This is a genomic window from Hymenobacter gummosus, assembly GCF_003970915.1.
Lineage (GTDB): Bacteria > Bacteroidota > Bacteroidia > Cytophagales > Hymenobacteraceae > Solirubrum > Solirubrum gummosum.
The window spans coordinates 198,087-223,840 of the sequence record NZ_RXOF01000009.1 but is presented as its reverse complement, the minus strand read 5'-3'; the positions used below and the strand labels follow the sequence as shown (position 1 = coordinate 223,840).

Annotated in this window: 33 protein-coding genes; 18 read left to right on the top strand and 15 right to left on the bottom strand. The window is 65.0% G+C overall.

Going from position 1 to position 25,754, the window contains the following annotated elements; genetic code table 11:
• Positions 1 to 159 precede the first annotated feature (159 nt).
• Positions 160 to 2,148: a vWA domain-containing protein gene (locus EJV47_RS16620; protein ID WP_126694300.1), complete on the bottom strand. Its 1,989-nt coding sequence runs from the start codon at positions 2,146 to 2,148 to the stop codon at positions 160 to 162.
• A gap of 153 nt (positions 2,149 to 2,301) precedes the next feature.
• Between EJV47_RS16620 and EJV47_RS16615 the strand changes: the two genes are divergently transcribed.
• From EJV47_RS16615 to EJV47_RS16600, 4 genes are all read left to right on the top strand, one after another.
• Positions 2,302 to 2,517, top strand: coding sequence for a hypothetical protein (locus tag EJV47_RS16615; RefSeq protein WP_126694299.1), 216 nt, complete (start codon positions 2,302 to 2,304; stop codon positions 2,515 to 2,517).
• A 99-nt stretch (positions 2,518 to 2,616) separates the two neighbouring features.
• Entirely contained in the window at positions 2,617 to 4,122 is a 1,506-nt protein-coding gene (locus EJV47_RS16610; RefSeq protein ID WP_126694298.1) for a T9SS type A sorting domain-containing protein, read from the top strand.
• A 63-nt stretch (positions 4,123 to 4,185) separates the two neighbouring features.
• On the top strand, positions 4,186 to 4,797 hold the full coding sequence (locus EJV47_RS16605) for an RNA polymerase sigma factor (RefSeq protein ID WP_126694297.1): 612 nt from the start codon (positions 4,186 to 4,188) through the stop codon (positions 4,795 to 4,797).
• Positions 4,784 to 5,950 (top strand): energy transducer TonB, encoded by a 1,167-nt coding sequence (locus EJV47_RS16600; RefSeq protein ID WP_126694296.1) that lies wholly within the window; start codon positions 4,784 to 4,786, stop codon positions 5,948 to 5,950. Before EJV47_RS16605 ends, EJV47_RS16600 begins: the two co-directional genes overlap by 14 nt.
• Before the next feature lie 194 nt (positions 5,951 to 6,144).
• Here the strand turns inward: EJV47_RS16600 and EJV47_RS16595 are convergent, their stop codons facing one another.
• Together EJV47_RS16595 and EJV47_RS28095 are read right to left on the bottom strand one after the other, a co-directional pair.
• Positions 6,145 to 6,453, bottom strand: coding sequence for a dodecin family protein (locus EJV47_RS16595; protein WP_126694295.1), 309 nt, complete (start codon positions 6,451 to 6,453; stop codon positions 6,145 to 6,147).
• A gap of 132 nt (positions 6,454 to 6,585) precedes the next feature.
• Entirely contained in the window at positions 6,586 to 6,735 is a 150-nt protein-coding gene (locus EJV47_RS28095) for a hypothetical protein (RefSeq protein ID WP_165903792.1), read from the bottom strand.
• 128 nt (positions 6,736 to 6,863) lie between these two features.
• Between EJV47_RS28095 and fumC the strand changes: the two genes are divergently transcribed.
• From fumC to EJV47_RS16570, 5 genes are all read left to right on the top strand, one after another.
• A complete protein-coding gene (fumC, locus tag EJV47_RS16590; protein WP_126694294.1) occupies positions 6,864 to 8,267 on the top strand; it encodes a class II fumarate hydratase in 1,404 nt (467 codons plus the stop codon).
• A 127-nt stretch (positions 8,268 to 8,394) separates the two neighbouring features.
• Positions 8,395 to 8,835 (top strand): hypothetical protein, encoded by a 441-nt coding sequence (locus EJV47_RS16585; protein ID WP_126694293.1) that lies wholly within the window; start codon positions 8,395 to 8,397, stop codon positions 8,833 to 8,835.
• Positions 8,836 to 8,994: 159 nt separating this feature from the next.
• Positions 8,995 to 10,524, top strand: a complete 1,530-nt coding sequence (locus EJV47_RS16580) for a right-handed parallel beta-helix repeat-containing protein (protein ID WP_126694292.1) — start codon at positions 8,995 to 8,997, stop codon at positions 10,522 to 10,524.
• Positions 10,525 to 10,681: 157 nt separating this feature from the next.
• On the top strand, positions 10,682 to 11,104 hold the full coding sequence (locus tag EJV47_RS16575; RefSeq protein WP_126694291.1) for a secondary thiamine-phosphate synthase enzyme YjbQ: 423 nt from the start codon (positions 10,682 to 10,684) through the stop codon (positions 11,102 to 11,104).
• Positions 11,105 to 11,128: 24 nt separating this feature from the next.
• Entirely contained in the window at positions 11,129 to 11,740 is a 612-nt protein-coding gene (locus EJV47_RS16570; protein ID WP_126694290.1) for a hypothetical protein, read from the top strand.
• Positions 11,741 to 11,747: 7 nt separating this feature from the next.
• Here EJV47_RS16570 and EJV47_RS16565 read toward each other — a convergent pair whose 3' ends face one another.
• From EJV47_RS16565 to gpmI, 3 genes are read right to left on the bottom strand one after another with little or no spacing between them, the layout of a single operon-like run.
• On the bottom strand, positions 11,748 to 12,278 hold the full coding sequence (locus EJV47_RS16565) for a hypothetical protein (protein ID WP_126694289.1): 531 nt from the start codon (positions 12,276 to 12,278) through the stop codon (positions 11,748 to 11,750).
• Between the two features lie 23 nt (positions 12,279 to 12,301).
• Complete coding sequence (locus EJV47_RS16560; RefSeq protein WP_126694288.1) at positions 12,302 to 12,901, bottom strand: hypothetical protein; 600 nt, start codon at positions 12,899 to 12,901, stop codon at positions 12,302 to 12,304.
• Complete coding sequence (gene gpmI / locus EJV47_RS16555) at positions 12,894 to 14,435, bottom strand: 2,3-bisphosphoglycerate-independent phosphoglycerate mutase (RefSeq protein WP_126694287.1); 1,542 nt, start codon at positions 14,433 to 14,435, stop codon at positions 12,894 to 12,896. The genes EJV47_RS16560 and gpmI overlap by 8 nt, the downstream gene beginning before the upstream one ends.
• A 143-nt stretch (positions 14,436 to 14,578) precedes the next feature.
• Between gpmI and EJV47_RS16550 the strand changes: the two genes are divergently transcribed.
• The 6 genes from EJV47_RS16550 (at position 14,579) to EJV47_RS16525 (ending at position 18,804) form a co-directional block, all read left to right on the top strand.
• Complete coding sequence (locus EJV47_RS16550) at positions 14,579 to 14,977, top strand: DUF4783 domain-containing protein (protein WP_126694286.1); 399 nt, start codon at positions 14,579 to 14,581, stop codon at positions 14,975 to 14,977.
• Between the two features lie 94 nt (positions 14,978 to 15,071).
• Complete coding sequence (gene nadC / locus EJV47_RS16545; RefSeq protein ID WP_126694285.1) at positions 15,072 to 15,944, top strand: carboxylating nicotinate-nucleotide diphosphorylase; 873 nt, start codon at positions 15,072 to 15,074, stop codon at positions 15,942 to 15,944.
• A gap of 96 nt (positions 15,945 to 16,040) precedes the next feature.
• Complete coding sequence (locus EJV47_RS16540; RefSeq protein ID WP_126694284.1) at positions 16,041 to 16,685, top strand: hypothetical protein; 645 nt, start codon at positions 16,041 to 16,043, stop codon at positions 16,683 to 16,685.
• Between the two features lie 52 nt (positions 16,686 to 16,737).
• A complete protein-coding gene (locus EJV47_RS16535; protein WP_126694283.1) occupies positions 16,738 to 17,103 on the top strand; it encodes a hypothetical protein in 366 nt (121 codons plus the stop codon).
• Positions 17,104 to 17,270: 167 nt separating this feature from the next.
• Complete coding sequence (locus EJV47_RS16530) at positions 17,271 to 18,020, top strand: class I SAM-dependent methyltransferase (protein WP_126694282.1); 750 nt, start codon at positions 17,271 to 17,273, stop codon at positions 18,018 to 18,020.
• Between the two features lie 49 nt (positions 18,021 to 18,069).
• Positions 18,070 to 18,804 carry a ZIP family metal transporter gene (locus tag EJV47_RS16525; protein WP_126694281.1) on the top strand — a complete coding sequence of 245 codons (735 nt, stop codon included), beginning with the start codon at positions 18,070 to 18,072 and terminating at the stop codon, positions 18,802 to 18,804.
• A 69-nt stretch (positions 18,805 to 18,873) separates the two neighbouring features.
• Here the strand turns inward: EJV47_RS16525 and EJV47_RS16520 are convergent, their stop codons facing one another.
• The 4 genes from EJV47_RS16520 to EJV47_RS16505 all read right to left on the bottom strand — a co-directional run bounded on the left by EJV47_RS16520 (position 18,874) and on the right by EJV47_RS16505 (position 21,082).
• Positions 18,874 to 19,326: a hypothetical protein gene (locus tag EJV47_RS16520; protein ID WP_126694280.1), complete on the bottom strand. Its 453-nt coding sequence runs from the start codon at positions 19,324 to 19,326 to the stop codon at positions 18,874 to 18,876.
• Positions 19,327 to 19,333: 7 nt separating this feature from the next.
• Positions 19,334 to 19,663 (bottom strand): chaperone modulator CbpM, encoded by a 330-nt coding sequence (locus EJV47_RS16515; RefSeq protein ID WP_126694279.1) that lies wholly within the window; start codon positions 19,661 to 19,663, stop codon positions 19,334 to 19,336.
• Positions 19,664 to 19,681: 18 nt separating this feature from the next.
• Positions 19,682 to 20,641, bottom strand: coding sequence for a DnaJ C-terminal domain-containing protein (locus EJV47_RS16510; RefSeq protein WP_126694278.1), 960 nt, complete (start codon positions 20,639 to 20,641; stop codon positions 19,682 to 19,684).
• A gap of 99 nt (positions 20,642 to 20,740) precedes the next feature.
• A complete protein-coding gene (locus tag EJV47_RS16505; RefSeq protein ID WP_126694277.1) occupies positions 20,741 to 21,082 on the bottom strand; it encodes a DUF3140 domain-containing protein in 342 nt (113 codons plus the stop codon).
• 143 nt (positions 21,083 to 21,225) lie between these two features.
• Between EJV47_RS16505 and EJV47_RS16500 the strand changes: the two genes are divergently transcribed.
• Complete coding sequence (locus EJV47_RS16500; protein WP_126694276.1) at positions 21,226 to 21,630, top strand: DUF6799 domain-containing protein; 405 nt, start codon at positions 21,226 to 21,228, stop codon at positions 21,628 to 21,630.
• Positions 21,631 to 21,792: 162 nt separating this feature from the next.
• On the opposite strand, the gene EJV47_RS16495 is transcribed toward EJV47_RS16500, so the two are convergent.
• The 3 genes from EJV47_RS16495 to EJV47_RS16485 are packed head-to-tail and all read right to left on the bottom strand — an operon-like array spanning position 21,793 to position 23,291.
• Entirely contained in the window at positions 21,793 to 21,987 is a 195-nt protein-coding gene (locus EJV47_RS16495; protein ID WP_126694275.1) for a hypothetical protein, read from the bottom strand.
• Between the two features lie 22 nt (positions 21,988 to 22,009).
• Positions 22,010 to 22,417 (bottom strand): septal ring lytic transglycosylase RlpA family protein, encoded by a 408-nt coding sequence (locus EJV47_RS16490; protein WP_126694274.1) that lies wholly within the window; start codon positions 22,415 to 22,417, stop codon positions 22,010 to 22,012.
• A 10-nt stretch (positions 22,418 to 22,427) separates the two neighbouring features.
• Positions 22,428 to 23,291 (bottom strand): glycoside hydrolase family 25 protein, encoded by an 864-nt coding sequence (locus tag EJV47_RS16485; protein ID WP_126694273.1) that lies wholly within the window; start codon positions 23,289 to 23,291, stop codon positions 22,428 to 22,430.
• 233 nt (positions 23,292 to 23,524) lie between these two features.
• On the opposite strand from EJV47_RS16485, the gene EJV47_RS16480 reads away from it, so the two are divergent.
• Positions 23,525 to 23,851, top strand: a complete 327-nt coding sequence (locus EJV47_RS16480) for a hypothetical protein (protein ID WP_126694272.1) — start codon at positions 23,525 to 23,527, stop codon at positions 23,849 to 23,851.
• A 186-nt stretch (positions 23,852 to 24,037) separates the two neighbouring features.
• Here EJV47_RS16480 and EJV47_RS16475 read toward each other — a convergent pair whose 3' ends face one another.
• The gene (locus EJV47_RS16475) at positions 24,038 to 24,421 is read right to left on the bottom strand and encodes an Hsp20/alpha crystallin family protein (RefSeq protein ID WP_126694271.1); all 384 of its coding nucleotides are present in this window, start codon (positions 24,419 to 24,421) and stop codon (positions 24,038 to 24,040) included.
• A gap of 322 nt (positions 24,422 to 24,743) precedes the next feature.
• The gene (locus EJV47_RS16470; protein ID WP_126694270.1) at positions 24,744 to 25,106 is read right to left on the bottom strand and encodes a VOC family protein; all 363 of its coding nucleotides are present in this window, start codon (positions 25,104 to 25,106) and stop codon (positions 24,744 to 24,746) included.
• A gap of 155 nt (positions 25,107 to 25,261) precedes the next feature.
• Between EJV47_RS16470 and EJV47_RS16465 the strand changes: the two genes are divergently transcribed.
• On the top strand, positions 25,262 to 25,687 hold the full coding sequence (locus EJV47_RS16465; RefSeq protein ID WP_126694269.1) for a hypothetical protein: 426 nt from the start codon (positions 25,262 to 25,264) through the stop codon (positions 25,685 to 25,687).
• The last annotated feature ends 67 nt before the right edge of the window (positions 25,688 to 25,754 follow it).

Below are 25,754 nucleotides of genomic sequence, written 5' to 3'. Positions count from 1 at the left end.
CTGCGAACCGAAGGAAGGCGAAGCCAACCTCTGCGGGAACCGTCGTCCGGCAGATGGCTGCGCATTTCGGTTGGTGCAGGGTGCGAGGAAGGTCCTTGGCTACGCCGACCTTCGGTTCGCAAGCTCAGGATGACGTTCTTATTTTCTTCCGTCAGCCCATTACCGGCTGCCGAAGGCCTGGGGCTCGGGCGTAAGGCTGGCGGCGGCTTCCATCATGCGGATGCACTCGGCGCGGTAGCCGTCCTCGTCCTTGCCGCGGGCGGTGCGGGCCAGCTCCACGGTGCTTTTCCAGGTAGCCTCGCCCCGCCGCTCCGACTGGCGCAGCAAGAGGCTCATCTGGGCCACGGCGGCCGCCCAGCGCAGGTTGTCGGAGGCCCCGGCCAGATTGGCGGGGGCGGCAGCGGGCAGAGCGCGGCTGAGCAGGCTGCTCGTCTGGCCCTGGGGTTGCTTGTAGCGCATCTTTACCGTCAATAACTCGGTGGCGGAGGCCCCAGTGGTTGCTTGCGCGGCGGGCTGGTATTTCAGGCCGTCGACCACCGGCGGGGCGCCCACGGGCACCACTTCGTAGAGGGCGGTGACCTGCTGGCCGGCGCCCAGCTCCCCGGCGTCCTTTTTATCGTTGTTGAAGTCCTCGTCGGCCAGCAGGCGGTTTTCGTAGCCGATGAGGCGGTAGGCCTGCACCTTGGCGGGGTTGAACTCCACCTGCAGCTTCACGTCCTTGGCCAGCGTGAACAGGGTGCCGCCGAACTGCTGCACCAGCACCCGCCGGGCCTCGTCGAGCTGGTCGATGTAGGCGTAGTTGCCGTTGCCCTTGTCGGCCAGGCGCTCCATCTTGCTGTCCTGCAGATTGCCGGTGCCGAAGCCCAGCACCGACAGAAACACGCCCGACTCCCGCTCCTGAGTAATGAGGTGCTCCATGGCGTCGTCGGAGGATTCGCCCACGTTGAAGTCGCCGTCGGAGCAGAGGATGACGCGGTTGTTGCCCTCCTTGAGCAGGTGCTGCCGGGCCGTGGCGTAAGCCAGCTTCAGCCCCGCCCCGCCGGCCGTGGAGCCGCCGGCTTCCAGTCTATCAAGAGCCGAAATAATATCGGCCTTTTTGGTGCCGGGCGTGGGCGGCAGCACCAGGCCCGCGGCCCCGGCGTACACCACCAAGGACACCTGATCCTGGGGCCGCAGCTGCTGCACCAGCTGCTTGAGGCCGGCTTTGACCAGCGGCAGCTTGTCGGGGCTTTGCATGGAGCCCGACACGTCGATGAGGAAGACCAGGTTGGCCGGCGGCAGCTTCTCGGTGGCCACGGTGCGGGCCTGCATGCCCACCAGCACCAGCTGGTGCGCGGGCGCCCAGGGGCAGCGGGCCTGCTCCAGGTGCAGCCCGGCGGGGGCCGATTCCGAGGGCTGGGGGTACTGGTACTTGAAGTAGTTCACCAGCTCCTCGGTGCGCACGGCATCCACCGGCGGCAGCTGGCCCTGTTGCAGCAGGAAGCGGCGCACGTTCGAGTAGGAGGCCGCGTCCACGTCGATGCTAAAGGTGCTCAACGGGGCCTTGCTCACCAGCTGAAAGCCGTTTTCGGCCTTGTGCGCGTAGGATTCGCGGTTTTCTGGCTGCGCCGGGAAGTAGCCGGGCGTCACCGCTACGCCGGCTACGCGGCCCATCAGCGGGGCGGCGCTGGGCGCGGCCATGTTGGGCAGGGCTTCCACCATTTCGTAGTCGGCGTGCTTGGCCTCGTCGGCGCGCTTGGCTTTGGCGGGGCGGCCGGCCTTGCCGGTCACTACCACTTCGCTCATCGTCTTGGTATCGGCCACCAGGGCGAGGTTCAGCTGCTGGCCGCGGCGTACGGTTACTTCCTGCCGCACGTAGCCCACGGCGCTTACCACCAGCGTGCCCTTCCGCACATTGGCCGGAAACGAGAGCGAGAAAGAGCCGTCGGCCTCGGTGCTGACGCCGACGCTGGTGCCCTTCAGCAGGACGGTGGCGCCCGCAATGCCCTGGCCGGTGGCGCGGTCGGTGATGCGGCCCGTCACGGCCAGCGTGTCGCGCTCGGCGGCGCGCAGGTACTGGCCGGCGGTGGCGGCCAAGTTCAGGGAGCTACTTTGGGTAGCGGCCACCGCGGCGGCCCCGAGCAGGCAGGAAAGCAATACGGTACGCATCAGCACAGGCGGTTTGAGGTGATAGGTGCCTGTTGGATGCGGGGCCGCCGGGGATTCCACACGGGGGGTATAAAAAAATGCGCCGGGTCTATTCGGCAGGGGGAGGGGGGTATGCCGGGATACCCCCTCCCCCCTGCCGAATAGCGTGGCCGGATGATTTTTATGCCCGGCCGCGTGATTTTCATGGCCGGCCGCGTATCCGCCACGGCCGGCCGCGTGATTTTCACGGCAGCGCGGGTGAAAATCACGCGGCGTCGGGTGCCGCGCAGTCGACTGCGGGTGAAAAAGATGCGCCGCCGGGTGATTTTCACGGCCGGTTGCGTCTCCGGCAGTCGGGTTCGGATGAAAAAGACGGGACTGGTCGTGTAGCTATAGCAGCCCACGGACCCCGCATCTTAAAAAAGGCCGACTATCTTGTCCGAGCTGCCGGCGTCGCCCTGTCTCACCTTTCTATTAGCATCTTATCCTATGCGTCCTGCTCTCCTCTTGGTCCTGCTCCTGCTGCTGAGCTGGCCGGTCACGGCGCAGCGGTTGGTGCGCGACAGAATCTACCCCAACAGCATTTATGCCTTCGGGCGCAGCGTGCTGACGCCGCAGAATCAGGTGTTGACCGCGCTGTTCAAGCGCCACCCGCAGATGCCGGGCTTTTTCGGCCGGGCGGTGTTTCTCAATCGGCAATTGGATACGACTACGACCTTGCAGCGCGTGTATAACCTGGCTCCGGGTATTCCTGGCCCGGGGCCGGCGGGCGGGTACATCTATGCCTACGGCGAACCAAGTTCCGATACCCAGGACGCGACGCTGCGCCGCTACCGCTCCGACATGACCCTGCGCTGGCAGCGGCGCTACGACCTGCACCCAGGTTACCAGGAAGGCCCGACGGGCTTGGTCTCGACCGCCGATGCTCATTTCCTGAGCATCTACAGCTTTGCCCCAGGCAACCGCCGCCGTAACGTGGTGCTGAAAGTGGACACGGCCGGCGCCCCGCTCTGGCAGCGCAACTATGGCTGGAGCGGCACTGACTTCATCCTGGACATGCAGCGCACCCGGCAAGGCAACTTGCTGCTATATGGTATTACGGCCGACCTGGGCAGCGGACGTATCCAGATAAAGCTGTTAGAATTGACCCAGAGCGGAGACTCGGTGCAAGGGCGGCGTATTGCTCCTCCTGGCGTGGGGCGCAACATAGCCGTTACCGGTACATTTGCCGACAACATCCTTCAACTCACGGACGGGGGCTACCTGTGCACCATCGGCCTCGACTCCGTGAACCGACCCAACATCCCGCTCGCGGTGAAGGTGGACGCGCAACTGCGTCCGGTCTGGACGCGGGTGGAGCGTTACGGACCACCGCGCACCTCGGGCGCCGCAGCCCGCTACGGCAACGCCGTAGAACTGGCCTACGGCTCCGTGCTGGTGCTGTGCTACTACGAAGGCACACCCGTCACCGAGGACCGCCCCTTCTACCTGTTGCGCCTGGACGGGGCCACCGGCCAGCTGCTGCAGCGCCACGAGTTTCGCAGCACCATCTGCAACCGCATGGCCGCCTTCCAGCTGCTGGCCGACGGCGACAGCGCCGCCTACGTACTGGGTCTGTGTTCGGCCGGTCCGGGCGGGGCCAGCGTGCAGGCGCCCTACGCCGCCCGGCTGAGTTTGCGCGGGCTGCCGGCCATCGTCACGGCGGCCACGCCCCGGCCAGCGGCTGATGCAGCTGCCGGGCTGGGCCAGCCCTACCCCAACCCCGCCACCGCCGCCGTGCGCGTGCCCTACCGCCGGGCGGCCGGCACGGCCCCGGCCACGGTGCAGCTGTTTGATGCGCTGGGCCGGCGGGTGCGCCTCGTGCCAGTGCCGGCGGCCCCGAGCGGGCAGGTAGAGCTACAGCTGACCGGGCTGGCCGCCGGGGTGTACTGGCTGCGCTACGAGCAGGGCGGCACGGCTACCGGGCCGGGCCGGCAGCTGCTGGTGCAGCCGTAGCCGCCCACTTGGCGCCCCAGCCCGCCCGGCTCCGTATCTTTAGCTTCCCAAGCCCCCGCCCGCATGTTCTCCCTGTTCCGCCGCTCCAAGTCTGCCGCTGCTGCTGCGCCCACCGAGGCGGAGCTGCTGGCGCGCTACCGGGAGCACGGCGACGTGCAGGACCTGGGCCGGCTCTACGAACCGTATTTCCACCTCGTCTACGGCGTGTGCCTGCGCTACCTGCGCGCGGAAGACGACGCCAAGGACGCAGTGATGCAGATTTTCGAGAAGCTGGTGGTGGATTTGCGCCGCCACGAGGTGCAGCACCTCAGCAGCTGGCTGCACACCACCGCCCGCAACCACTGCCTGATGGAGCTGCGCCGCCGCAAATCGGCCCCTGATACCGTGGAATTTACCCTGCCCGGCGCGGCCGGTGTGGAATCCGACGGCACGCTGCATCTGGTAGGCAATGACGACGACGACTTCCCCACCGAAGAGCATTTGCAGCAGCTCGAAGCGGCCATGGCCCGCCTGCCCCCGGAGCAGCAGCGCTGCCTGGACTTGTTTTACCGCCAGCAGCAGTCCTACCAGGAAATTGCCGACGCCACCGGCTACGACCTCAAACAGGTGAAAAGCTACCTCCAGAACGGGAAGCGCAACCTCAAACTCTCCCTCACCCGCCATGTCGCCCGCTGACCCGCACTTCTCGCCCCAGGCTCCGGCCGCCGCGCACTTGCCCGCGGCGGTGCTGCGGCAGTACGCGGCCGGCACCCTCACGCCCGCCGAGCGGCGCCGCGTCGAAAACCATACCCTCGACTGCGCCCTCTGCGCCGATGCCCTCGAGGGCTACCAGCAGGCCGAGCCCCAGGCCACCAGCCCCGCCTCCCTGGCCGAGCTGCGCCAGCGCCTGCACGCCCGCGTGGAGGCCGAGCCCGCCACCGCCCCCCGCGGCGGCGCCTGGTGGATGGCCGCCGCGGCCGCCGTGCTGCTGCTGGCCTTCGTGGGCCTGTGGCAGTGGCAGCAACCGGCCCAGAACACCGCCGTCGTACGCAGCCGCCCCGCCGCGGCCCCGGCCACCCAGCCCGCCCCCGCCGCCGCTACCGCCCCGGCTGCTGATTCTACTCTCGCCCCCGTAGCCTCGGAGGCCGAGCTTTCCGATGTGGCCGCCGCGCCCCCTGCCGCTACCTCTCGCCCACCGGCCGATTATGCCGCGGCCCCCACCCGCAGCCGGACCCGCCGCAGCCCTCGCCGCCCGGTGACTGTCGCCGCCAACGTCGCCACCGAAACCGCCGCTGATGCCGCGGCCGAAGAACTGCCGGCGGCTGGCACCGGCGTGGCCGTGGAGGTGGCCGCCGCCCCGCCAGTAGCCGCCCCTGCGCTGGCCAAACCCAGCCCGGAGCCGGAGAGCAAGGCCAAGGTAGCCGCCCGTACGGTGGAGGTAGCCGCGGCGCCCGGCCGCGCGGCCCTGGTGGCCGACAGCCCCGCCACGGTGGCCCCGGCCGCTGCCCAGCCGCCCCTGCGCGAGGAAAGCAGCAAGCGTAAATCAGAATTACCGCCGGCCCCGGCCCTGGCGCCCTTCCCCAACGGCGGCTACCCGGCTTTCCGCACCTACCTCATCCGGGAGCAGAAGCGCCCCGAGGGCCTGCCCCGCACCGACGGCACCGTGAAGCTGAAGTTTACCGTGGAAGCCGACGGCTCGGTGCACAACATTCAGGTGGTGCGCGGCCTCAACGAGGACCTGGACGCCGAAGCCATCCGTCTCGTCTGCGAAGGCCCGAGCTGGCGCCCCGGCATCGTAGGCGGCCGCCGCGCCGCCCAGACGGTACGCCTCGACGTGCCGTTCCGGTAGAGCTGGATTTCGGTGAAAAGCGGAACGTCATTCCGAGCGAAGCCGAGGAGTCTCGCGTGCTGATGTCCGATAGCATTCAACTCGTTCAACGAGAAAATTACTATCCGGCTAAACACGCGAGATTCCTCGGCTTCGCTCGGAATGACGTTCTAAAAATAGGGCCGTTCTGATTTGGCCGTCAGACACGAGTCTGCTTAGCCGCTGTAGCCCCCGCCGTTTTCGGGTGAGGTGGCGCTGCCGCCGGGGTGGCCTTCCGTGGCGTCCGCAGCCGCCGATGCAGTGTGCGTCGGTTCCCAGCGGTGCATCACTTCAAAGGAAATCTTGGCCGTGATGCGGTACTCCACGATTTTGTTGTCCTGCACCTTGCAGCTCTGGTCCTTGATGTAGATGGACTTGATGCCCTTGACGGTGGTGCTGGCTTCGGCGAGGGCGCGCTGCAGGGCATCCTCAAAGCTTTTGTCGGACGAGGCCAACACTTCGATGACTTTCTTGATGGTGCTCATGGCCGGGGGCTTTGGTGAAACAATAGGCAGGAATTATGTACGCAGCCCACCAGCCCACGGCCGAACCAGACCGATCCTTTTCCCGGGGTACCTGGGCCGTTGAAGCTCTTAGCCGTTCCTGCATCAACTCGGCTATTTTCCAACTGCTGGCTTCGGGCCTGCCCCGCGCGGCGGCAATTCAATCAACGGGTGCAGCGATTGGCCCATCCGAGGCTGGTAAATAGAGTTACTAATGACTTCGACAGCCGCTTTTTCTGGTTGGTAAACCAGGTTAGCACTCATTGGAGCAAGGGGGTTCGGCGCTAACCCAGTTTACCGAACGACAATGTTTTATCCTGGGCTGCTTTGGCCGGCTCTGCTACCTTTGCCCGCGCAATTCCCTTCGTTTCACCGAGAGTCTTCCGTAGCTGATGCAGTTCCGCACCGAAAAAGACACCATGGGCACCGTGCAGGTCCCTGCCGACGCCTACTGGGGCGCCCAAACCCAACGCTCCATCGAGAACTTCCCGATTGCCCAGGACATCAACCGGATGCCCAAGGAAATCATCCGCGCCTTCGCCTACCTGAAGAAAGCCGCCGCGCTGACCAACCAGGAAGCGGGCATTTTGCCGGCCGAAAAAGCCGAGCTGATCGGCCGCGTGGCCGATGAAATCCTCGAAGGCAAGCTCGACGACCAGTTTCCCTTGGTGGTGTGGCAGACGGGCTCGGGCACGCAGTCGAACATGAACGTGAACGAGGTCATTGCCTACCGCGGCCACGTGCTGCAGGGCGGCAACCTGCTCGACGAGAAGAAGGCCCTGGCCCCCAACGACGACGTGAACAAGTCGCAGTCGTCGAACGACACCTTCCCCACGGCCATGCACATTGCGGCCTACAAAATCCTGGTGGAGGTGACGATTCCGGGCATCGAGAAGCTGCGCGACACCCTGGCCGCCAAGTCCAAGGAGTACATGCACATCGTCAAGATCGGCCGCACCCACCTGATGGACGCCACCCCGCTGACCGTGGGCCAGGAATTCTCGGGCTACGCCTCGCAGCTCGACCACGGCCTGCGCGCCATCAAGAACACGCTGGCCCACCTCTCGGAGCTGGCCCTGGGCGGTACCGCCGTGGGCACGGGCATCAACACGCCTGCCGGCTACTCGGAGAACGTGGCCCGGCACATTGCCCAGCTCACCGGCCTGCCCTTCATCACGGCCGAAAACAAGTTTGAGGCCCTGGCCGCCCACGACGCCATCGTGGAAGCCCACGGCGCGCTCAAGACGGTGGCCGCCTCGCTGATGAAAATTGCCAACGACATCCGCCTGCTGGCTTCGGGCCCGCGCGCGGGCATCGGCGAGCTGTTCATCCCCGACAACGAGCCCGGCTCCAGCATCATGCCCGGCAAGGTGAACCCCACGCAGTCGGAAGCCATGACCATGGTGGCCGCCCAGGTGATGGGCAACGACGTGGCCATCAACATCGGCGGCATGAACGGGCACTTCGAGCTGAACGTGTTCAAGCCCGTCATGATTTACAACTTCCTGCACTCGGCCCGCCTGATCGGCGACGTGTGCGTGGCCTTCAACGACAAGTGCGCCGTGGGCATCCGCCCGCTGGAGGACAACATTCGCAAGCACGTGCAGTCCAGCCTGATGCTGGTAACGGCCCTGAACCCGCACATCGGCTACTACAAGGCCGCCGAAATTGCGCAGACGGCCCACAAAAACGGCTCGACGCTGAAGGAAACGGCCCTGCAGCTGGGCTACCTCACCGAGGAGCAGTTCGACGAGTGGCTGCGCCCCGAAGACATGGTGGGCGAGCTGCCGCGCTAACTAAAAATCCGCCGCCGAGCGTTAGAACGCCGCAACCTTCCCGGTTGCGGCGTTTCTTTTTTTGACACAACAAGCGCTGGCACTTTCCCGTTTTGGGACGAAATTTGTTAGCAATCCGTGTTAGTACATGATTACACTTTACGAAACCGCATATTTACGCATCAAATACGAGCCCCGGCACCGCCTACTGGATTTGCAGTGGCTCACTGAGCAGGTGCCACCCGCCGAATTCCGGCAGGGCTACTGGCAGGCCTTGTTGCTGGCCGAGCAGTACCAGACCCGCGCCTGGCTGTCGGACTTTCGCACCGTGCCCGTGCCCGAGCCGGCCGACATGCGCTGGCTGGCCGACCACTGGTACCCGCGCTACGTGCGGCTCAAGCTCGATAAAGTGGCTATTATCAAGCCCCTCAACCCCGCCGGCCAGCAGGCCCTGGCCGCCGTCGTACAGCTGGCCAACGAAGCCGGCCACACCAACCGCCCCGACGCCCAATATTTCGACAACCCCGACGCCGCCCGCGCCTGGGTTCGGCAGCCCCTAACCTCCGGTCAGCTGCCGCCTGCCGGCTAAATCGGCCGGCACTTTCCGCCGCATGTCCGTCGTTAAGCGCCTGACGCGTAGGTTTGTCTTTTGAAATGGTTAAATGGCTGAATGGCTAAATGGCTGGTCGTTCTGCTAACGTTGAACAATCAACCATTTGACCATTGAGCCATTTAACCATTTAGCCCCGTGCGCTACCTTTTCCCGCTGCTGTTGCTCTTCGCCATGCTGGCCACCACCGTGGTGCTGCCCGGCTGCGAGCCGAAGGAAGAACTCGTCACCACCGACGGCAGCGCCAAGCTGGAGTTTTCAACCGACACGGTGATGTTCGACACGGTATTCGTGCAGACGCGCACCGTGAGCAAGCGCCTGTGGGTGTACAACCGCAACAAGCGGGCGGTGAAGGTGGACGAAATCCGCCTGGCGGGCTCCTACGGGCAGCCCTACAAGCTCATCATCGACGGCGACTCCGGGGCGGCGCGCCAGAACCTGACCATCCGCGGCCGGGACAGTCTGCTAGTGCTGGTGAAGGCCACGCTCAGCGTCAACAGCCAGCCCGACAACAAGCCCTTCCTGACCGAGGACCAGCTGCTGTTCCGCACCAACGGCAACGACCAGCGGGTGCTGCTGCTGGCTTACGGGCAGAACGCGTATTTCCACATCGACGAGCAGCTGCCCTGCAACGCGGTGTGGCGCAACGATAAGCCCCACGTCCTTTACGGCCTGGTGAACGTGCCGCCGGGCTGCTCGCTCACCATCGAGGAGGGCACGCAGGTGTACTGCCACGCGGGCGCCCTGCTGGCGGTGCAGGGCCAGCTGCTGGTGAACCCCACCCTGCAGCCCACCGACGAGGTGAAGCCCGACGACCGGCGCATCGTGCGTTTCCAGGGCGACCGGCGCGAGGAGTTCTACGACAACATTCCGGGCCAGTGGGGCGGCATCCAGTTTACCGCAGGCAGCAGCCGCAGCAACGTGGTGCGCTACTGCGACATCAAAAATGCCTCCTACGGCCTGCTGATTTACAACTGGGACGGCCAGCGCCCCTTCCCCAAAATCACCGTTGAGAATACCTCGTTCCGCTACATTTCCGGCGCGGGCCTCACCTTCGCCAGCGGCGGGCAGAGCTTCGACGGCGGCGGCATCCTGAGCTTCTCCGGCGACTTCGACGTGCGCAATTGCCTGTTTACGGGCTGCGGCGAATACGCCGTGGGCGGCTTCCAGGGCGGCACCTACAACCTGCAGTACTGCACCGTGGCCAACTACCTGCTGCCCGGCCAGGTGCGCCGCCCCACTTCCTCGCTCACCTTCTCCGACGGCCAGCCCGTGCAGACGCCCCCGCGCCGCATTGCGCCCACCATCAGCATCGAAAATAGCATCGTGTGGGGCGCCAACGAGGACGAGCTGTTCTTCAACAACAGCGCCAATTACCTCAGTCAGATAACGGTGCGCAACAGCGTGCTGCGCACCAAGGAGTACCAGGCGGCGGCTGATGCCGGCGGCAAGCCCGGTCTAGGCCGCAATGGCAACCTACTGAACACCAACCCCAAATTCCGCCGCACCCCGGAAAACGCCGCGGGCCGCTTCGACTTCCGCCTCGACACGCTCAGCCCGGCCAGCAACCGCGCCGTGCCGCTGCCCGGCCTGGCCAACGACCTGCGCAACCTGCCCCGCAGCGCCGCCACCCCCGACCCCGGTGCCTACGAGCGGGTGAACCCGTAAGTGGTGAAATGGTGAAATGGTGAAATGGTGAAATGGTGAAATAGCGTAGCCCGGTTTGGGGCTGAAGGTTGCGGTTTTGCGCAGCTTTGCGCGCCAGTCGGGCCACCTGCACGTCAACTCACCATTTCACTATTTCACCATCTCACCGTCTCACCGCATGATTTGCGTTCAGAAGAAAATGCGCCTGCCGGCCGTGCGCCGGGGCTTCCACCTTATTACCGACCTCGTGACGGCCGAGCTGCCGGAGCTGGAGCAGGTGAAAGCGGGCACGCTGCACGTGTTCATTCAGCACACCTCGGCCAGCCTCTGCATCAACGAAAACGCCGACCCCACGGTGCGCCACGACTTCGAGCAGTTCTTCAACCGCGCCGCGCCCGAAAACGCCGCCTACTTCCGCCACACCCTGGAAGGCCCCGACGACATGCCCGCCCACCTGAAAGCCGCCATGCTCGGCAGCAGCGTGACGGTGCCCGTAACCAACGGCGAGCTGAACCTGGGCACCTGGCAAGGCATCTACCTCGGGGAGCACCGCAACGACGGTGGCCGCCGCTGGCTGGTGCTGACGCTGCTGGGCGTGTAAATTCAGTTGCGCTACGCAGCCACTATGTCCTCGATTTACCAGCAATTCGTCCGCCTGAGTTGCCTACTAGCAGCGGTAGGCGGCACCTGCGCAGCCTGCCAATCGTCGGCTGACGAGGCCGGTAAGCAAGGCCGCGCCCGTCCCGATACAGCCCGGGTAGCACCTGCACCGCCGGCCGTCCGCCCCCCGGCCACCCCGCCCGGCCCGGATACCGTCGAGGTAGCCCCGGAGGAGGTATCGTTTTACGCTTATTTCCGGCACGCCACCGGTCAGCCGCTGAGCGTGGCCGCTCTGGTGCAGCAAGGGGCCCGCATCATCAGCCGCCGTCCTACCGTCAACCACCACGACGAAACCCAGGTTGATACGCTGGTGGAGTTGGCGCACGGGCCCAACCGCTTCACCTTGTACCGGGCGCCCGGCAAGGATTTATTGACGGCTGGTTACCTCACCGACTTTGCGCCGCCGTATGCCCGACGGCTTGCCAGCCGGGTCCGCGCCGCCCGGGAGCAGGCGAAACCCACGTGCTGCCCCAACGGCCTGCGGCTCTTCGATGCGGAAGAAGGCATGGAATCCATCCTGGTCACCTTCGCCGCCGACTCCATCAAGTCTATCAAGCTGGAGCCTTATTGGGATTAGCGTCGCATCAGGGCGTTTGGCGCCGCCACGGCCGCAGCCCCAGCAGTAGCCCCAAGGCCAGCAGGCCCAAAGCCCACTGCAGCGACATGCCGGGCGTGAACATAGCCCAGCTGGACGGCAGGTAGTCCCGGTGCATGCCCGTCAGCACCACGAGCAGCCGTTCCAGCACCGGCAGCAGCAGCCCCCCCAGCGCGTAGCCCACCGACCAGCACCAACTGCGGCGCGGCCCAGGCCACCAGAAGCCTTGGCTGCCGAGGTAGGGCAGCAGCATCCCCCAGTAGGCCCACCAATAAGGCCCGGTCGCCCGGTTGAGGAGGGCGTACTGCTCAAACTCATCCTGACCGTGCCAGCCACTCCACAGCTCATACCCCCAGCTTACCAGGCTCAGCAGCCCGGCCGCAGCCGTCAGCAGATTGAGGCCGCTCAGCAGCCGACGGCCGGACGCGGGGCGCCGCCACGCATACAAACCAAGCAGCCCCAGCAGCAGCAGGTAGTAACTAAGGACGGAATACGCCCCGGTCAGGAGTTGCTGGAGCACCGCAGCGGCCGTTGAGGGCGGGTTTACCGCACTACCCGCCCGCGCGCCACGTAGCGCGTGGTATCGAAGCCCACCAGCTTCTGCCGGCCCAGCACTTCGTAGCTGCTCAGCGCGCCATCGGGGCCGAAGCGCAGGTGCAGGCGCTTGCCGGAGAAGAACAGCGGATTGGCTTGGTCTACGGTAGCGCGCAGCTCCCGCACCGTCGGGCCGCTTTGCAGCACGGTCAGCTCCGTCACGGGGTGGTCTACCTCAGTGTGGCGGCGGTACACGCGGCGCGTCAGGCCGGCCGAGTCGGTGGTCTGCACCTCGTAAGCGCCGCGCAGGGCGGGCTTGTTGATGTCGGCCTGGTAGAACAGCTGCAGCTCGTCGGCCCAATCGGGCAGGGAGAGGCGCACCGTTTCCTGCTTCCCGTCGCGCAGGCGCACCTGCTTTTCCAGCACCGGGCGCTGCTGCTCTAGCTGCCGCACCTGCGCGTCGAGCAGGGCGGGCGCGTCGAAGTAGCCGGCCGGGCGCCGGGCGGGCCGCTCCCCGGCGTCGCCCGACGAGCAAGCGGCGCCAACTCCGCCCCCGAGGAGCAGAATCAGCGCCGCTGCGTGGAGCCGGAGCCCGGCGAGCTTACGCATTGGCGGGGCGCAGCAGGGATTCGCCGGTCATTTCGGCGGGCTGCGGAATGCCCATCAAGGCCAGCACGGTGGGGGCAATGTCGCCCAGCTTACCGTCGGCCAGCTTGCCCTGGTAGTCGTTGTCGGCCAGGATGCAGGGCACCAGGTTGGTGGTATGGGCCGTGTTGGGCGTGCCGTCCTCGTTTACCATGATGTCGGCGTTGCCGTGGTCGGCAATGATGATGCTGGCGTAACCCGCTTCCAGCGCCGCCGAAACCACGGCGTTGGCGCACTCGTCCACGGCTTCCACGGCCTTCACGGCGGCCTCAAACACGCCGGTGTGGCCCACCATGTCGGGGTTGGCGAAGTTCAGCACCACGAAGTCGGCCGTGCGCTGCTGCAGCTCGGGCACCAGCGCGTCGCGCAGCTCGTAGGCACTCATTTCGGGCTGCAAATCGTAGGTGGCCACCTTGGGTGAGTTGCGCAGGATGCGTTTTTCGCCCTCGAACTCGGCTTCGCGGCCGCCCGAGAAGAAGAACGTCACGTGCGGGTACTTCTCGGTTTCGGCAATACGTATCTGCTTTTTCCCGTTTTCGGCCAGCACCTGCCCGAGCGTGTGCTCCAGGTTGTCCTTGTCGAAAATCGGCTGCACCCCCACGAACGTCGCGTCGTAGTTGGTCATGGTGAGGTAGTGCAGGTTCAGCCGGTGCATATTAAAGGCATGGAAGTCCTGCTGGGTCAGCGCCTGCGTGATTTCGCGGCCGCGGTCGGTGCGGAAGTTAAAGCAGATGACCACGTCGCCGTCCTTGATGGTAGCCAGCGGCTGGTCGTCGGAGCCGGTTTTCACCAGCGGCTTGAGGAATTCGTCGGTCACGCCGGCCTTATAGGAGTCCAGCATGGCCCCGATGAGGTTGGTGCAGCGCTGCCCCTTGCCGTTGACCAGCAAGTCGTAGGCCACCTGCACCCGCTCCCAGCGGTTGTCGCGGTCCATGGCGTAGTAGCGCCCCACGATGGAGGCAATCTTGCCGCTGGCCCCGTGCTGCAGGTGCTGCTCCAGGTCGTTGACGTAGCGCACGCCGGCCTTGGGGTCGGTGTCGCGGCCGTCGGTGAAGGCGTGGATGAATACGCGGTGCACGTCCTCGTCGTGGGCCAGGGTGCACAGGGCCTTCAGGTGCTCGATGTGGGAGTGCACGCCGCCGTCCGAAAGCAGGCCCATCAGGTGCAGGTTCTTGTCCGGGTTCTGGCGCAGGTACTCAAAGGCCTGCTTGAGCGCGGGCACGGTGCCGAGCTTCCGCTCCCGCACGGCCTTGTTGATGCGCACCAGATCCTGGTACACCACGCGGCCGGCGCCCAGGTTCATGTGGCCAACCTCGGAGTTGCCCATCTGCCCGTCGGGCAGGCCCACGGCTTCGCCCGAAGCCTGCAGGCGGCTGTTCGGGAAGCGCTGGAAAAGCGAATCCACGAAGGGAGTCTTGGCGGCGGCAATGGCCGACACGGCCGGGTTGGTGCCCAAACCCCACCCATCAAGGATTACCAACAGTACCGGTTTATTCATGCTCGCAAAGATAGGGGCTAGCGTGCTGCGAAACCGGCCCTGATTTACTATTTTGGACGCGTTGGCTCCGAACCGCCGCCGCGGGCTTTCCGTACTGGATTGGCATAATTTTGGCTACACGCCCGCTGCAACCCCGCGTACCCATGAAACGATTATTACTCCGAGCGCTGACCGTGCTGAGCCTGGCCCTGCTGGCCCCGGCGGTCCATGCCCAAAGCGACCCGTTCGCGGCGGTGCGCTCGGCCATGCAAAACGGCTCGTCCCGGGCTGTCTCCCAGTACTTTGGCGGTGCGGTGGAGATTGGCTTCGACGGCGAAAAGCAGAGCTACAGCGCTACCCAGGCCGAGTTTGTGCTGAAGGATTTCTTCGCCAAGAACTCCCCCGCCACCTTCGAGCTGGTGCACCAGGGCTCCTCCACCGGCGGCATCAAGTATGCCATCGGGCGCTACGCCGGCAAGAGCGGCAGCTACCGCGTCTACATCAAGCTGAAGCCCGTGCAGGGCGGTCAGCAGATCGACACCATCGATTTTAACCACGAGTAGATGAGCTGAACCGCTACTTTTTCTTTTGTTTCCGCCTCCTTCCTTCGGTCTAGGTCCCGACTTTAAGTCGGGGCCTTTTCCTATTTTTGCACCCGTGCAAAATTCGTCCTTTCCCGCCCCGTACCTGACGCCCGAAGCCCTGCAGGGCTTTATCCAAGCAGCTCTGGCCGAAGACGTGGGCGACGGCGACCATTCGTCCCTGGCCGGCGTGCCCGCCGAGGCCCGCAAGCAGGCCCGCCTGCTGGTAAAAGATGAGGGCGTGCTGGCCGGCGTGCAGCTGGCCGAGCTGATTTTTCACCAGGTCGATCCGGCCTTGACGGTGACGGTGCTGCTGCCCGACGGCAGCCGCGTGAAGCACGGCGACGTGGCCCTGACGGTGGAAGGCCCAGCCCGCAGCATCCTCACGGCCGAGCGCCTGGTGCTCAACTGCATGCAGCGCATGAGCGGCATTGCCACCAAAACGGCCAACCTGACCAACCTGCTGACCGGCACCCGGGCCAAGCTGCTCGACACCCGCAAGACCACGCCCAATTTCCGCCTCTGCGAGAAGTGGGCCGTGCTCATCGGCGGCGGCGTGAACCACCGCTTCGGCCTGTTCGACATGATCATGCTCAAGGACAACCACGTGGACTACGCCGGCGGCATCAAGCCCGCCATCGAGGCCACGCAGCGGTACCTGCAGCAGCTCGGGCGGCAGTTGCCCATCGTCATCGAAACCCGCACGCTGGAGGAAGTCCGGCAGGCGGCGGAGGCCGGCGGCGTGGACCGCATCATGCTCGACAACATGAAGCCCGACACCATGCGCGAGGCCCTGACCATCATCGACGGGCGCTTCCCCGCCGAGGCGTCGGGCGGCATCACCGAGCACACCATCCGCGAAGTAGCCGAAACCGGCGTCGACTACATTTCCGTCGGCGCCCTCACGCACTCCGCCAACATTCTGGATTTGAGCCTGAAAGCGTTTTAAGATTGTCAAATTGCCAAATGGCTAAATGGTTGATTGTTCTGACGCTTGAACGACCAGCCATTTAACAGTTAAGCCATTTAGCCATTCATAACCACCATGCAACCTCCCATTTCCCGCGGTGGCGCGGGTCGTCAGTTCGTCCAGCAGCCGCAGCCTTCGCCGCTGGCCGTGCGCACCAAGAAGTACCAGCTCGACAAGGACACCTACACCCGCATGGCGCTGACGCAAATCTGGAAGCGCGACTGGTGGCAGGCCCTGATTCCGCTGGTGGTACTGTCGTTGCCGGCGCTGATCAGCTTTTCGTGGTGGTGGATTGCGGGGGCCTTCGTGGTGGCCCTGCTGTTCGTGCTGCTGCGCTCGGCCCAGGTAACGGGCGTCACGCAGATGGGCGAGTCGAAGGTGCTGTTTGAGCGCGTGAGCTACGAATTCGACCCGCGCTACATCCTGATGCGCGCCAACGAGAAGGACCAGCCCCGCGGCATGGAGTGGAGCCACATCGAGCGGGTGCGCCGCGACAAGGACGCCTACTTCCTCGACATGCGCCAGCCCGACCTGACCGGGCAGCTGCCCACCTGGCGCCTGTGGCTGAGCAAGCTGATGTGGGTGCCGGTGTTCATCCACGTGCCCACGCGCATCTTCAACGCGCCCAAGGACTTAACCATGTTCGAGAACCTGCTGCGCCGCAAAAACCTGCTGCCAGCCGCCGCTGCCGGGACCAATGACGCGCCCAAGGCCGCCTAAACCGCGGTTTTGTCCGTACTTCGCATTCGAGAAACTTCTTCGCTTTCCTGATATGACCTCCAACAAACTCGTTCTGGGCCTGGCCGCCGTGGCTACGCTGGCCCTGGCCTCGTGCAGCGCCGAGCCCTCCGACTGGCGCGACGACAAGAAAGTATCCGTGGACTCGGTGCCGCCCGGCACCCGCGAGTCGGACAACTTCGACCTGGCCACCGACGCGCCCAGCCAGCACAAAGGCGGCGCGGTAGCCGAGCCCGCCAGCCAGAACCACGCCGTGCCGCAGACCTTCAAGGCCGCCGAAGGCCAACCCGACAAGCCGTCGGCGGAGCAGTCGACCTCGGCCAACGCGGAGGAAGCCGCCGCTGAAGGCGCCACCCAGCACGACCTGAACAACGACCACGACGGCAAAACGCACGAGTAGGCACCGGGCCGACCGGTTTCTCAGCTGCCCGCGCGCCCCGGCACGGGGCTGGCCCCCAGCCAGCCGCTGCGCCGGGGCGCCCGCGTCAGGTGTGGGGGCCGACGGTGGTTTTCTGCTTACTTGCGGTTCTGCCCCGCCCCTACTACGCCTGTTGCCCCGCCAAACCTATGCTGCCGTCTTCCGCTCACTCGCCGGAATGGTTTAGTACGTGGTTCGATTCGCCGTACTACCACCTGCTCTACCACAACCGCGACCAGGACGAGGCGCGCTTCTTCCTCGACAACCTGCTGCGTCGCCTGCACCCCAAGCCCAAGGAGCGGCTGCTGGACCTGGCCTGCGGCCGGGGCCGCCACGCCATTTACCTGAACGCGCAGGGCTTCGACGTGACGGGCATCGACTTGTCGCCGGAAAGCATCGACGCGGCCCGGCAGCACGAAAACGAGCGGCTGCACTTCCACGTGCACGACATGCGCGCCCCGCTGCCCTACGGCCGGTTCGACTTCATCCTGAACCTGTTCACTTCCTTCGGCTACTTCGACGAAGAAGCCGAAAACGTGGTAGCCCTGCGCAACGCCGCCGACGCGCTGCAGTACGGGGGCAAGCTGGTTATCGACTTCATGAACACCGACCGGACCATCGGGGAGCTGGTGGCGCACGAAACCAAGGAGGTCGACGGCATCACCTTTGAGCTGCACCGTCACCTCGACCGGGACTTCGTCGTGAAGGACATTCGGTTTGTGGACCGGGAGGGGCAGGCGCAGCATTTTCAGGAACGGGTGCGCGCCCTGAGCATAGAGCGGTTTCGGGAGTACTTCTACCTGGCCGGGCTGCGGCTGGGCGAGGTGCTGGGCGACTACGACCTGCGCCCGTACGTGGAGGAGGAAAGCCCCCGCATGATTTTTATCCTCAAGAAATAAGCCCGCCGCCGGCCCAAACCTAAACGGGGCCGGCCGGGTTTGTAGTCCCATGCTCGTAGCTCTACTGCTGCTGTTTGGGGCGGTGCTGGGGGCCGGCTGGCTCACCCGCTTCGTCCCGACGGCCCATACCACCTGGCTGCGGCCCCTGCTGGCCTTCAGCGGGGCCTACCTGGTCACGCTCACGCTTACCCACCTGCTGCCCGAGGCGCTGGCGCTGGATACCTCGGCGCACCGCGTGGGGTACTTCGTGCTGGCGGGCTTTTTCGGGCAACTGGTGCTGGAGCTGTTTTCGCAGGGCGTGGAGCACGGCCACCAGCACGTGCACGCCGAGCACGCCCACGCGGGCGTGCCCTTTCTGCTGCTGGGCTCCCTCACGCTGCACGCTTTCCTGGAGGGCAGCATCCTGGTGCAGAACCCGCACGGCGAGGTGCCCGGCGGTTTCTACGCGGTGCTGACGGGCGTGGCCCTGCACCACATTCCGGCTGCCTTTGCGCTGGTGGCCGTGCTGGTGACGCGCCTCGGCTCCTTCAACAAGGCACTGCCCTGGCTGACGCTCTTCGCCGCCGCCGCCCCGTTGGGCGTGCTGGCCAGCCACTACACCGGCGTCAACCCGGAGCAACACGGCGGCTGGTACCCGGCGCTACTGGGCCTGGTGAGCGGCAACTTCCTGCACGTGTCCACCACCATTCTGTTCGAAGTCAGCCCCGAGCACAAGATTAACGTGCGCAAGCTGCTGGCTACCATCCTGGGCGCCGGTCTGGCCCTGCTGGTGAACGGACATTAGCCTTAGGGTAAGAGGGTGTGAGTTATCGTTCTGACAACTCACACCCTCCTACCCCCATACCCTCTTACCCTACTCTTTAGCCGGCGGAATCAGGGGTGGAAACAGGCCCCAGCCGTCGTCGTAGTCGTTGGTAGCGGGGTCGAAGCCCCTAACCCAGTCGGCAAACTGCTGCCGGAACTGCTCTATTTCGTCGCGTATGGCCCGAATGTGCTCCGGCTGGGCGGCCTCCAATTCGCGCAGTACAGCGGTTTGGGCCTGCAGGCTCTGCACGGCCAGCTTTACCAGCACGGCCTGTTCCATGAGTTGGCCATAGTTGGTGAAGGCCCGCGCGCCGCGCAGCTTGGCTTCGGCGATATAGGCGTTTTCCAGCATCAAGGGCCCGAGCAGCAGTTCGTCGTCGGTGATACTGACCACCAGGGCCTGGGTGAGTATGGTGAGGCTGCGGGCCGCGGCCCGCAAGGACGCTTCGCGCAGCCGCCGGGGCTCGTCCAGCTCGAAATCATTCGAATCGTCGAAATCCATCTTCTCCTTATTCCGCGTCCGTGGCCGGGTGGCGCCGAATCCAGGCTTCGAGCTGAGCGGCGCGGGCGGCCTGGCGCGTCAGCTCGTACTGCAGTTGCTGCACGCGGCGGCGCATGGTCAGAATCAAGTCGATGCCTTCGGGGGCGAGGTGCAGCTCGTGGTGCAGGCGGGCGAGGCGGGCCAGGTGGTCGGCTTCGTCCTCGATGAGCGGCTCGGGCTGCTGGGCTTCGGCACTGAGGCGCAGCCAGCCCAGGTCGGCCAGCTCGTGCAGGGCGGCTTCGCTCAGGCCGTAGGTGGCGGCGCAGTCGCGGAAAGTGAGCGTGATGTAGTGGGGCATGGTTGTGGCAGCGGGTTGTTAGGCGGAAGGCGCGGCTACGGTTTCGCCACGCAGCTCGGCCAGTTGGCGCAGCAGGTCTTTCTCTTTGTCGGTCAGGTGCTGGGGCAGCTCCACCTGCAGGCGCAGGTACAGGTCGCCATGCTGGCCGGGCTGCCCGTACACCGGGAAGCCTTTGCCGCGCAGGCGCAGGCGGGTGTTGTTGGCCGTTTCGGGCTTGAGCTTGATGCGCACCGGCCCGCCCAGCGTCTCGACCACCTGCTCGCCGCCCAGCAAGGCCTTGAACAGGCTCACGGGCACGTCCATGGTCAGGTCGGAGCCGGTGCGCACGTAGCGGCCGTCGGGGCGCAGGCGGAAGGTGATGAGCAAGGAGCCGTTGGGCCCGCCGTTGCGGCCGGGGGCGCCCTGGTCGCGCAGCCGGATGGTCTGCCCGTCCTCCACGCCCGGCTTGATGGTCAGGCGCAGGCTTTTGCCGTTGACGTTGACGGTGCGCGGCCCGCCGTGGTAGGCTTCCTCCAGCGTCAGCTCCATGTCGGCCTGGTAGTCCTGGCCGGCGGCGGGCCGGCTGCTGCGGGCGCCGCCGCCCGGGCCGCCCATGCCCCCGAAGATGGAGCTGAAGAAGTCGGAAAAGTCGGCGTCGCCGAAGCCTCCGCCGCCAAAGCCCTCGAAACCGCCGCGGCCACCCTGCCCGGCGTACTGCGACCAGTCGAAGCCGCCCTGCCCGCCGAAACCGCCGCGGCCGCCGGCCTGCTGGTAGCGCTGCCAGTCGGCGCCGAGCTGGTCGTACTTCTGGCGCTTCTCGTCGTCGCTGAGCACCTCGTTGGCCTCGTTCACTTCCTTGAACTTGCGCTCCGCCTCCGCGTCGTTGGGGTTCACGTCGGGGTGATACTGCCGGGCCAGCTTGCGGTAAGCCTTCTTGATCTGGTCCTTGGTGGCCGTCTTGTCCACCCCCAGAATCTTGTAATAGTCTTTGTAGTCCATTGGGCGAATTGTCAAATGGCGGAATGGCTAAATGGCTGGCCCTTCTGCCTGGTGCAAGTAAGAACAATCAACCATTTAACCATTCGGCCATTCAGCCATTCATTTCTTCAGCGGGTCGTGGCCCCAGTTCATCAGCGAGTAGCGCCAGCGCGAGGTTTCCACGTCCTTCTTATCGTGCGGGCCCTGGGCGGAGTGGCGGCTCACGTAGCTGTGCACCTTGTGCATGTGCTCTTCGTCGGCGGCGCTGATATCGGCTTTTTTCTTGTGCAGAATATCGATGATGCGGCGGCCCGACTGGTGGCCGATGCTTTCCCCGTCGCCGCTATCCTGCCCGACGGATTTGGATTCTTCCGTCTTTAGCCATTTCTCCAGCTCCGACGCGGTCATGTTCACGTCGTTCTTGAATTGGTGATAAATGTCGTCTGAGGCTTTGGTAGTCATGTTTTTGCGGCGGGTTGATGAACGAAATCGAGGATTGGTCCGTTTCTTGCCAAGTGCGGCGCAGCGGCAGTCGGTTGCATTCGACCGATATTCCACCTTTGCCGTATCTTTCCTCACTTACCCTTTTTACTCACCATTCTCCCATGAAGTTTTTCTCGACTCTTCTGACCCTCGGCCTGCTCACTCTGGGCGTGGCCGCCCAAGCCCAAACGCGCCCCGCCCCGCGTAAGGCAGTAGCGCCCCAGCGCCCCGTGATGCGCAATGCCGGCGTAAAGGATGGTTTCATGATGACGGATGGCAAAGTGATGCACACCGAGAACGGCCACACCATGCCCGTCACGGCCCTGGCCACCCTGCCCAGCGGCGTGAAAGTGCAGCCCGACGGCGTGGTTATCATGGCCGACGGCACCACCGCCCAGCTGCAGAACGGCGACTATATGTCGCCGAGCGGCCGCCTGATGACCGCCCGCATGAAGGCCGAGCAGGACAGCCTGGCCAAAGCCGCCAAGATGGACCCCAAAGGCAAAAACAAGAAGAAAGGCCGGTAGTAAAGGGTGGCAGCCGCCGGGTTGCCCCGCTTTCTGCGCCAATGAAAAAGCCCGCGGCCGTACGCCGCGGGCTTTTTGTTTTAAATGGCTTGATGGTTCGATGGCTAACTGGCTGGTCGTTCAAGAATAATCAACCAGTTAACCATTCAGCCATTTAACAATTTACCCCGTGTAATCCTGCAGGATGAGGCGGGCTTCCTCGTCGTCCTTGGCTTCCACCACCTCGTCGATGACGAACTGAATTTCGGTTTCGGACCAGTGCTGCTGCTCGGCGGCTTTCACGAACTGGCCCAGCGTGACAAACCGGCTGGTGGTGGCCGGCGGGAGCGTCCATTTTACTTTTTTGCGGATGCGCATGGGAGGGCAGAATTGAAGTGCATCAGCGGCCCGCCCCTTTGCGGACCACCTTGATTTTGACGGGCGCCACGCCGGCCTTGTCGACGCCGATTTTGCGGGCGGCTTTCTTGGAGAGGTCGATGATGCGGCCTTTCACGTGCGGGCCGCGGTCATTCACCGTCACTTTCACCGAGCGGCCGTTGGTGGTGTTGGTCACGCGCACCACTGTGCCAAAGGGCAGGGTGTTGTGGGCGGCGGTGCGCAGGCCGGGCCGGTAGGGCACGCCGCTAGCGGTTTTGCGGCCGTTGAATTTGTCGGCGTAGTACGAGGCCTTGCCGGTTTCGGTGTAGGCCCCGCCGGCGCAGGCGGCCAGGCCAGCGGTGCTCAGGCCGAGCAGCAGCCCGCGCCAAGCGGTAGTGGTCAGCAAGCGGCGAAAAAGCGTCTGGGGCATAGGCAGCGGGTTAGGGCTGTTTGGGGGCTTTGGCAGCCGCGGGCGGAATCCGCAGCGCCAACAGCTGTTGCAGATTGCCCTGGTATACGTTGAAATCCACCGCCCCGCGGATACCGGGCACGTAGGCCTCGTCGGAGTGCTGCCAGATAATCCACTTGTCGCGGGGCAGCGTGGGGCGCTCCACCTCGTAGTGGGCCAGCCAGAGCGGGTACTTGTCGAAGTGCCCGGCCAGGTAGCGGCGGTAGAAGCTGTAGTTGGAGTACAGAATGGGCCGCACGCCGTAGTGCCGCTCCACCAGCCGCAGCCAGGTGCGGATGTGCTGGCGCATCACGGCCACGTCGTGAAACTCGGGCGCTTCCACGTCGAGCACCGGCGGCAGGTCGCCGGGGCCGATGTCGGCGGTGCGCACAAACAGGTTGGCCTGCTCGGTGCCGTCGTAGTTGGGCTGAAAGAAGTGGTAGGCCCCGCGGCAGATGCCGGCCCGCTTGGCCCCGCGCCAGTTGCGGCCGAACCGCTTGTCGCGCAGGCTCACGCCCTCCGTGGCCTTGATGAAGGCAAAGCGCACCCGGTGCCGCGCCACCTCTTCCCAGTCGATGCTGCCCTGGTACGACGACACGTCGATGCCGTGCACGGTGTAGCCGTCGAGCAGCGGCGTTTTCTCGCGGCCCGTCAGGCGCGGGGCCACGTAAGCGGCCCAGGTCCGCCGGGCGTAGCGGTTGATTTGCCGGCGGTAGTAGCCGTAAAACACTGCCCCGCCCACCAGCGTCAGCAACAGCAGCCACAGCACTGCGCGCGCCCCGCTGCCCGGCGTCCGGCGCCGCGGCGCCGGACGCCGGGCAGCGGGAGCAGCAGAAACTCGGCGGACGCGGGCCATACGCAAGCTGGAAGAGTGGTCGAACAGCGAAGATAACGCCCGCCGTCACCTAACTCGTGCCCACCGCGCCGCGCCATTAGCCGCCGGACGCGTGGCCCTACCCTGCCCAGTGCCAGTAGCCGTTTGCCCCGCTACCCACGGCACCAGCCGCGCCGGGTCGCAGCTCTTTGATACTCAAGGCTGCCGACCGTTGCCCACAAACCGGTATTTTGCCGCTGCTAATCCTTGCTGCTATGGCCGACGTCCGCACCGAACCTTCTGGTCCCCGGGTTTTCCTGCTCGGCCTCGCCGGCTTTATCGTCTTCGAAACGGTGGCGTATTTCCTGCTCAGCTGGCTTACCTCCGGCCTGGGCGAGCAAAACCAGATGCAGCCCGAAAACACCATCGTGCGCAACTGGGTGAAAACGACCGTGTTCCTGCTGGGCCACCTGACGCTGGTGGTGGTAGCTCTATTGACGCTCAGCAACCAGCTGCCCCGCCACTACCGCGGCCAGATTATGCGCTGGTTTCTCCTGTCGTTGGTAGTCATGTTCCTGCTGCTCTGGCCGTTGTTTGATTGAAGGAATGGCTAAATGGCTGGATTGCTAAATGGTTGATTGTTCTTGAACGACCAGCCATTTAGCCATCGAACCATTTAGCCATTTAAACAAAAAAGCCACTGCGCGGGGGCACAGTGGCGGTGAAACCATGACAGGTATCGGTCGGTCCCGACGTTATGTATGAAAAGGGGCCGAAGCCCGGGAATCCTAGCGGCGGCGGATGTTGATTTCGCGCTGGCGGTTGCTGGGGTCCTGGTACGGAATACGCACCCGCAGCTCGTCGTTTTCGTGCACGGCGTCGATGCGCGTCACGTCCAGCTCTTCGGGCAGCTCGAAGCTCTGCACGAACAGCGGAGCCACCAGCTTATCCTCGGCCGCGTGACGGTATTCGGCGAATACGTCCAGACGGTTGTTGTTCAATACGACGTGGAAAGTCTCGGGCCGCACGCTGGGCGCCGACACCCGGATGACCACGCCCTGTTCGCGCTTGTGCACGCGCACCTGCGGCTGCGCCACGCCCCCGCCCAGCGTATTCAGCAGGTCGAGTTGCGGGGCGATGTTGTGCAGGAATTCTTGGCTTATGAGCTTCATGGTGTTGGTCCTCAATCTGTCTTGCACGGGGCTAATTGCAAACGCTGTACCAACCCGAATTGAGTAGTCCCAGACAATCCAGCTTGCCAAATTGGCCGAATACAGCCGTTTCCGGGCGGAGCTAAAGCGCCAGTCTGGCAGTAGACACGACCCTTAGCAGGAGCCGACTCGTCCGCTAAGCGCTGCTATACAGCTAACAGTCAGACGCCCGAAAGGCTCCCGCGACCGAAGAAGATTTGCGGTCGGCAACCCGGTTACCGGCCATAAAAAACGGCCGCTGCATTTGGTGCAGCGGCCGAAGGCTCGTCAGCTTGCTACTCGATCAGGCCGGCAGCTGAAAATGCGGGTTCTGGATGATGCCAAAGGCATTGCCAAACGGGTCGTGCACGGAGCCGAGCAGGATACCGCCGCCCACATCGTGCACGGCTTCGTGGGGCTGGGCGCCTAGCTCCAGCAGGCGGATATAGGCACTGGCGGCGTCGGCCACGCCCCAGTAGGTGACGGGGCCGCCCGCTCCGGCGGCGGGTCCGTTCGGGTCGAGGCCCAGCTCGTAGCCCCCCACGCTGAAGCCCACGTAAAACGGTTCGTCGAAGTAGGGCGGCTGGCCCAGTACCTGGGTGTACCACTGCCGGGCACGGGCCAGGTCGCGGACGGGGTAAACGATGGTGCGCAATCCTTGTAGCATTGTTCGGGAAGGTGTGTTTGCAGGAATAGGACGGCAAATAGCGTCCTGGGCCGGCCAAAACCAACACCCCTATCGCCCCACTTTGGGAAAGCCCGCGGATTTTGGCACCTGCCCCCGTCGACGCCCGTATTTTTAGGCCCTGATTATTGCCCGCCATGCCCCTCCCCGACTTTCTGCAGATTTCCTACCGCCCCGAGCTTGACTTACTGGTGGGCCGCTGGCAGCGAATCGTCAGTGAGGGCGAGCTGTACGCCAGCTACCCCGCCCTGCTGGAAGAGGCCGTGGCCCGGGGCTGCCGCTACTGGCTGCTCGATGCCCGCCGCCGCCTCAACATCGAAGTGGCCATTACGCCCTGGCTGCTCAACGATTTCGTGCCGCGCCTGGGCCAGCACCTGGGCGGCCGCGCCTACCTGGCCTACCTCGTCGCGCCCGTGCAGCTCACCGACGCCGTGCCCGCCGACAAGCAGATTCCGCCGCTGGTGTACTTCGAGGGCCGCGCGGCCCTCATGCAGCGCTTCACCGACGAAGCCACCGCCCTGGCCTGGCTGCAGGAGCAGCGGGCGAGCGGCGGCGACAACTAATTTTATTAGCAAATTGCTTTATAAAATTATTAGTATTTACTTGCCGACCCGTGCCCTAACCCTTTCT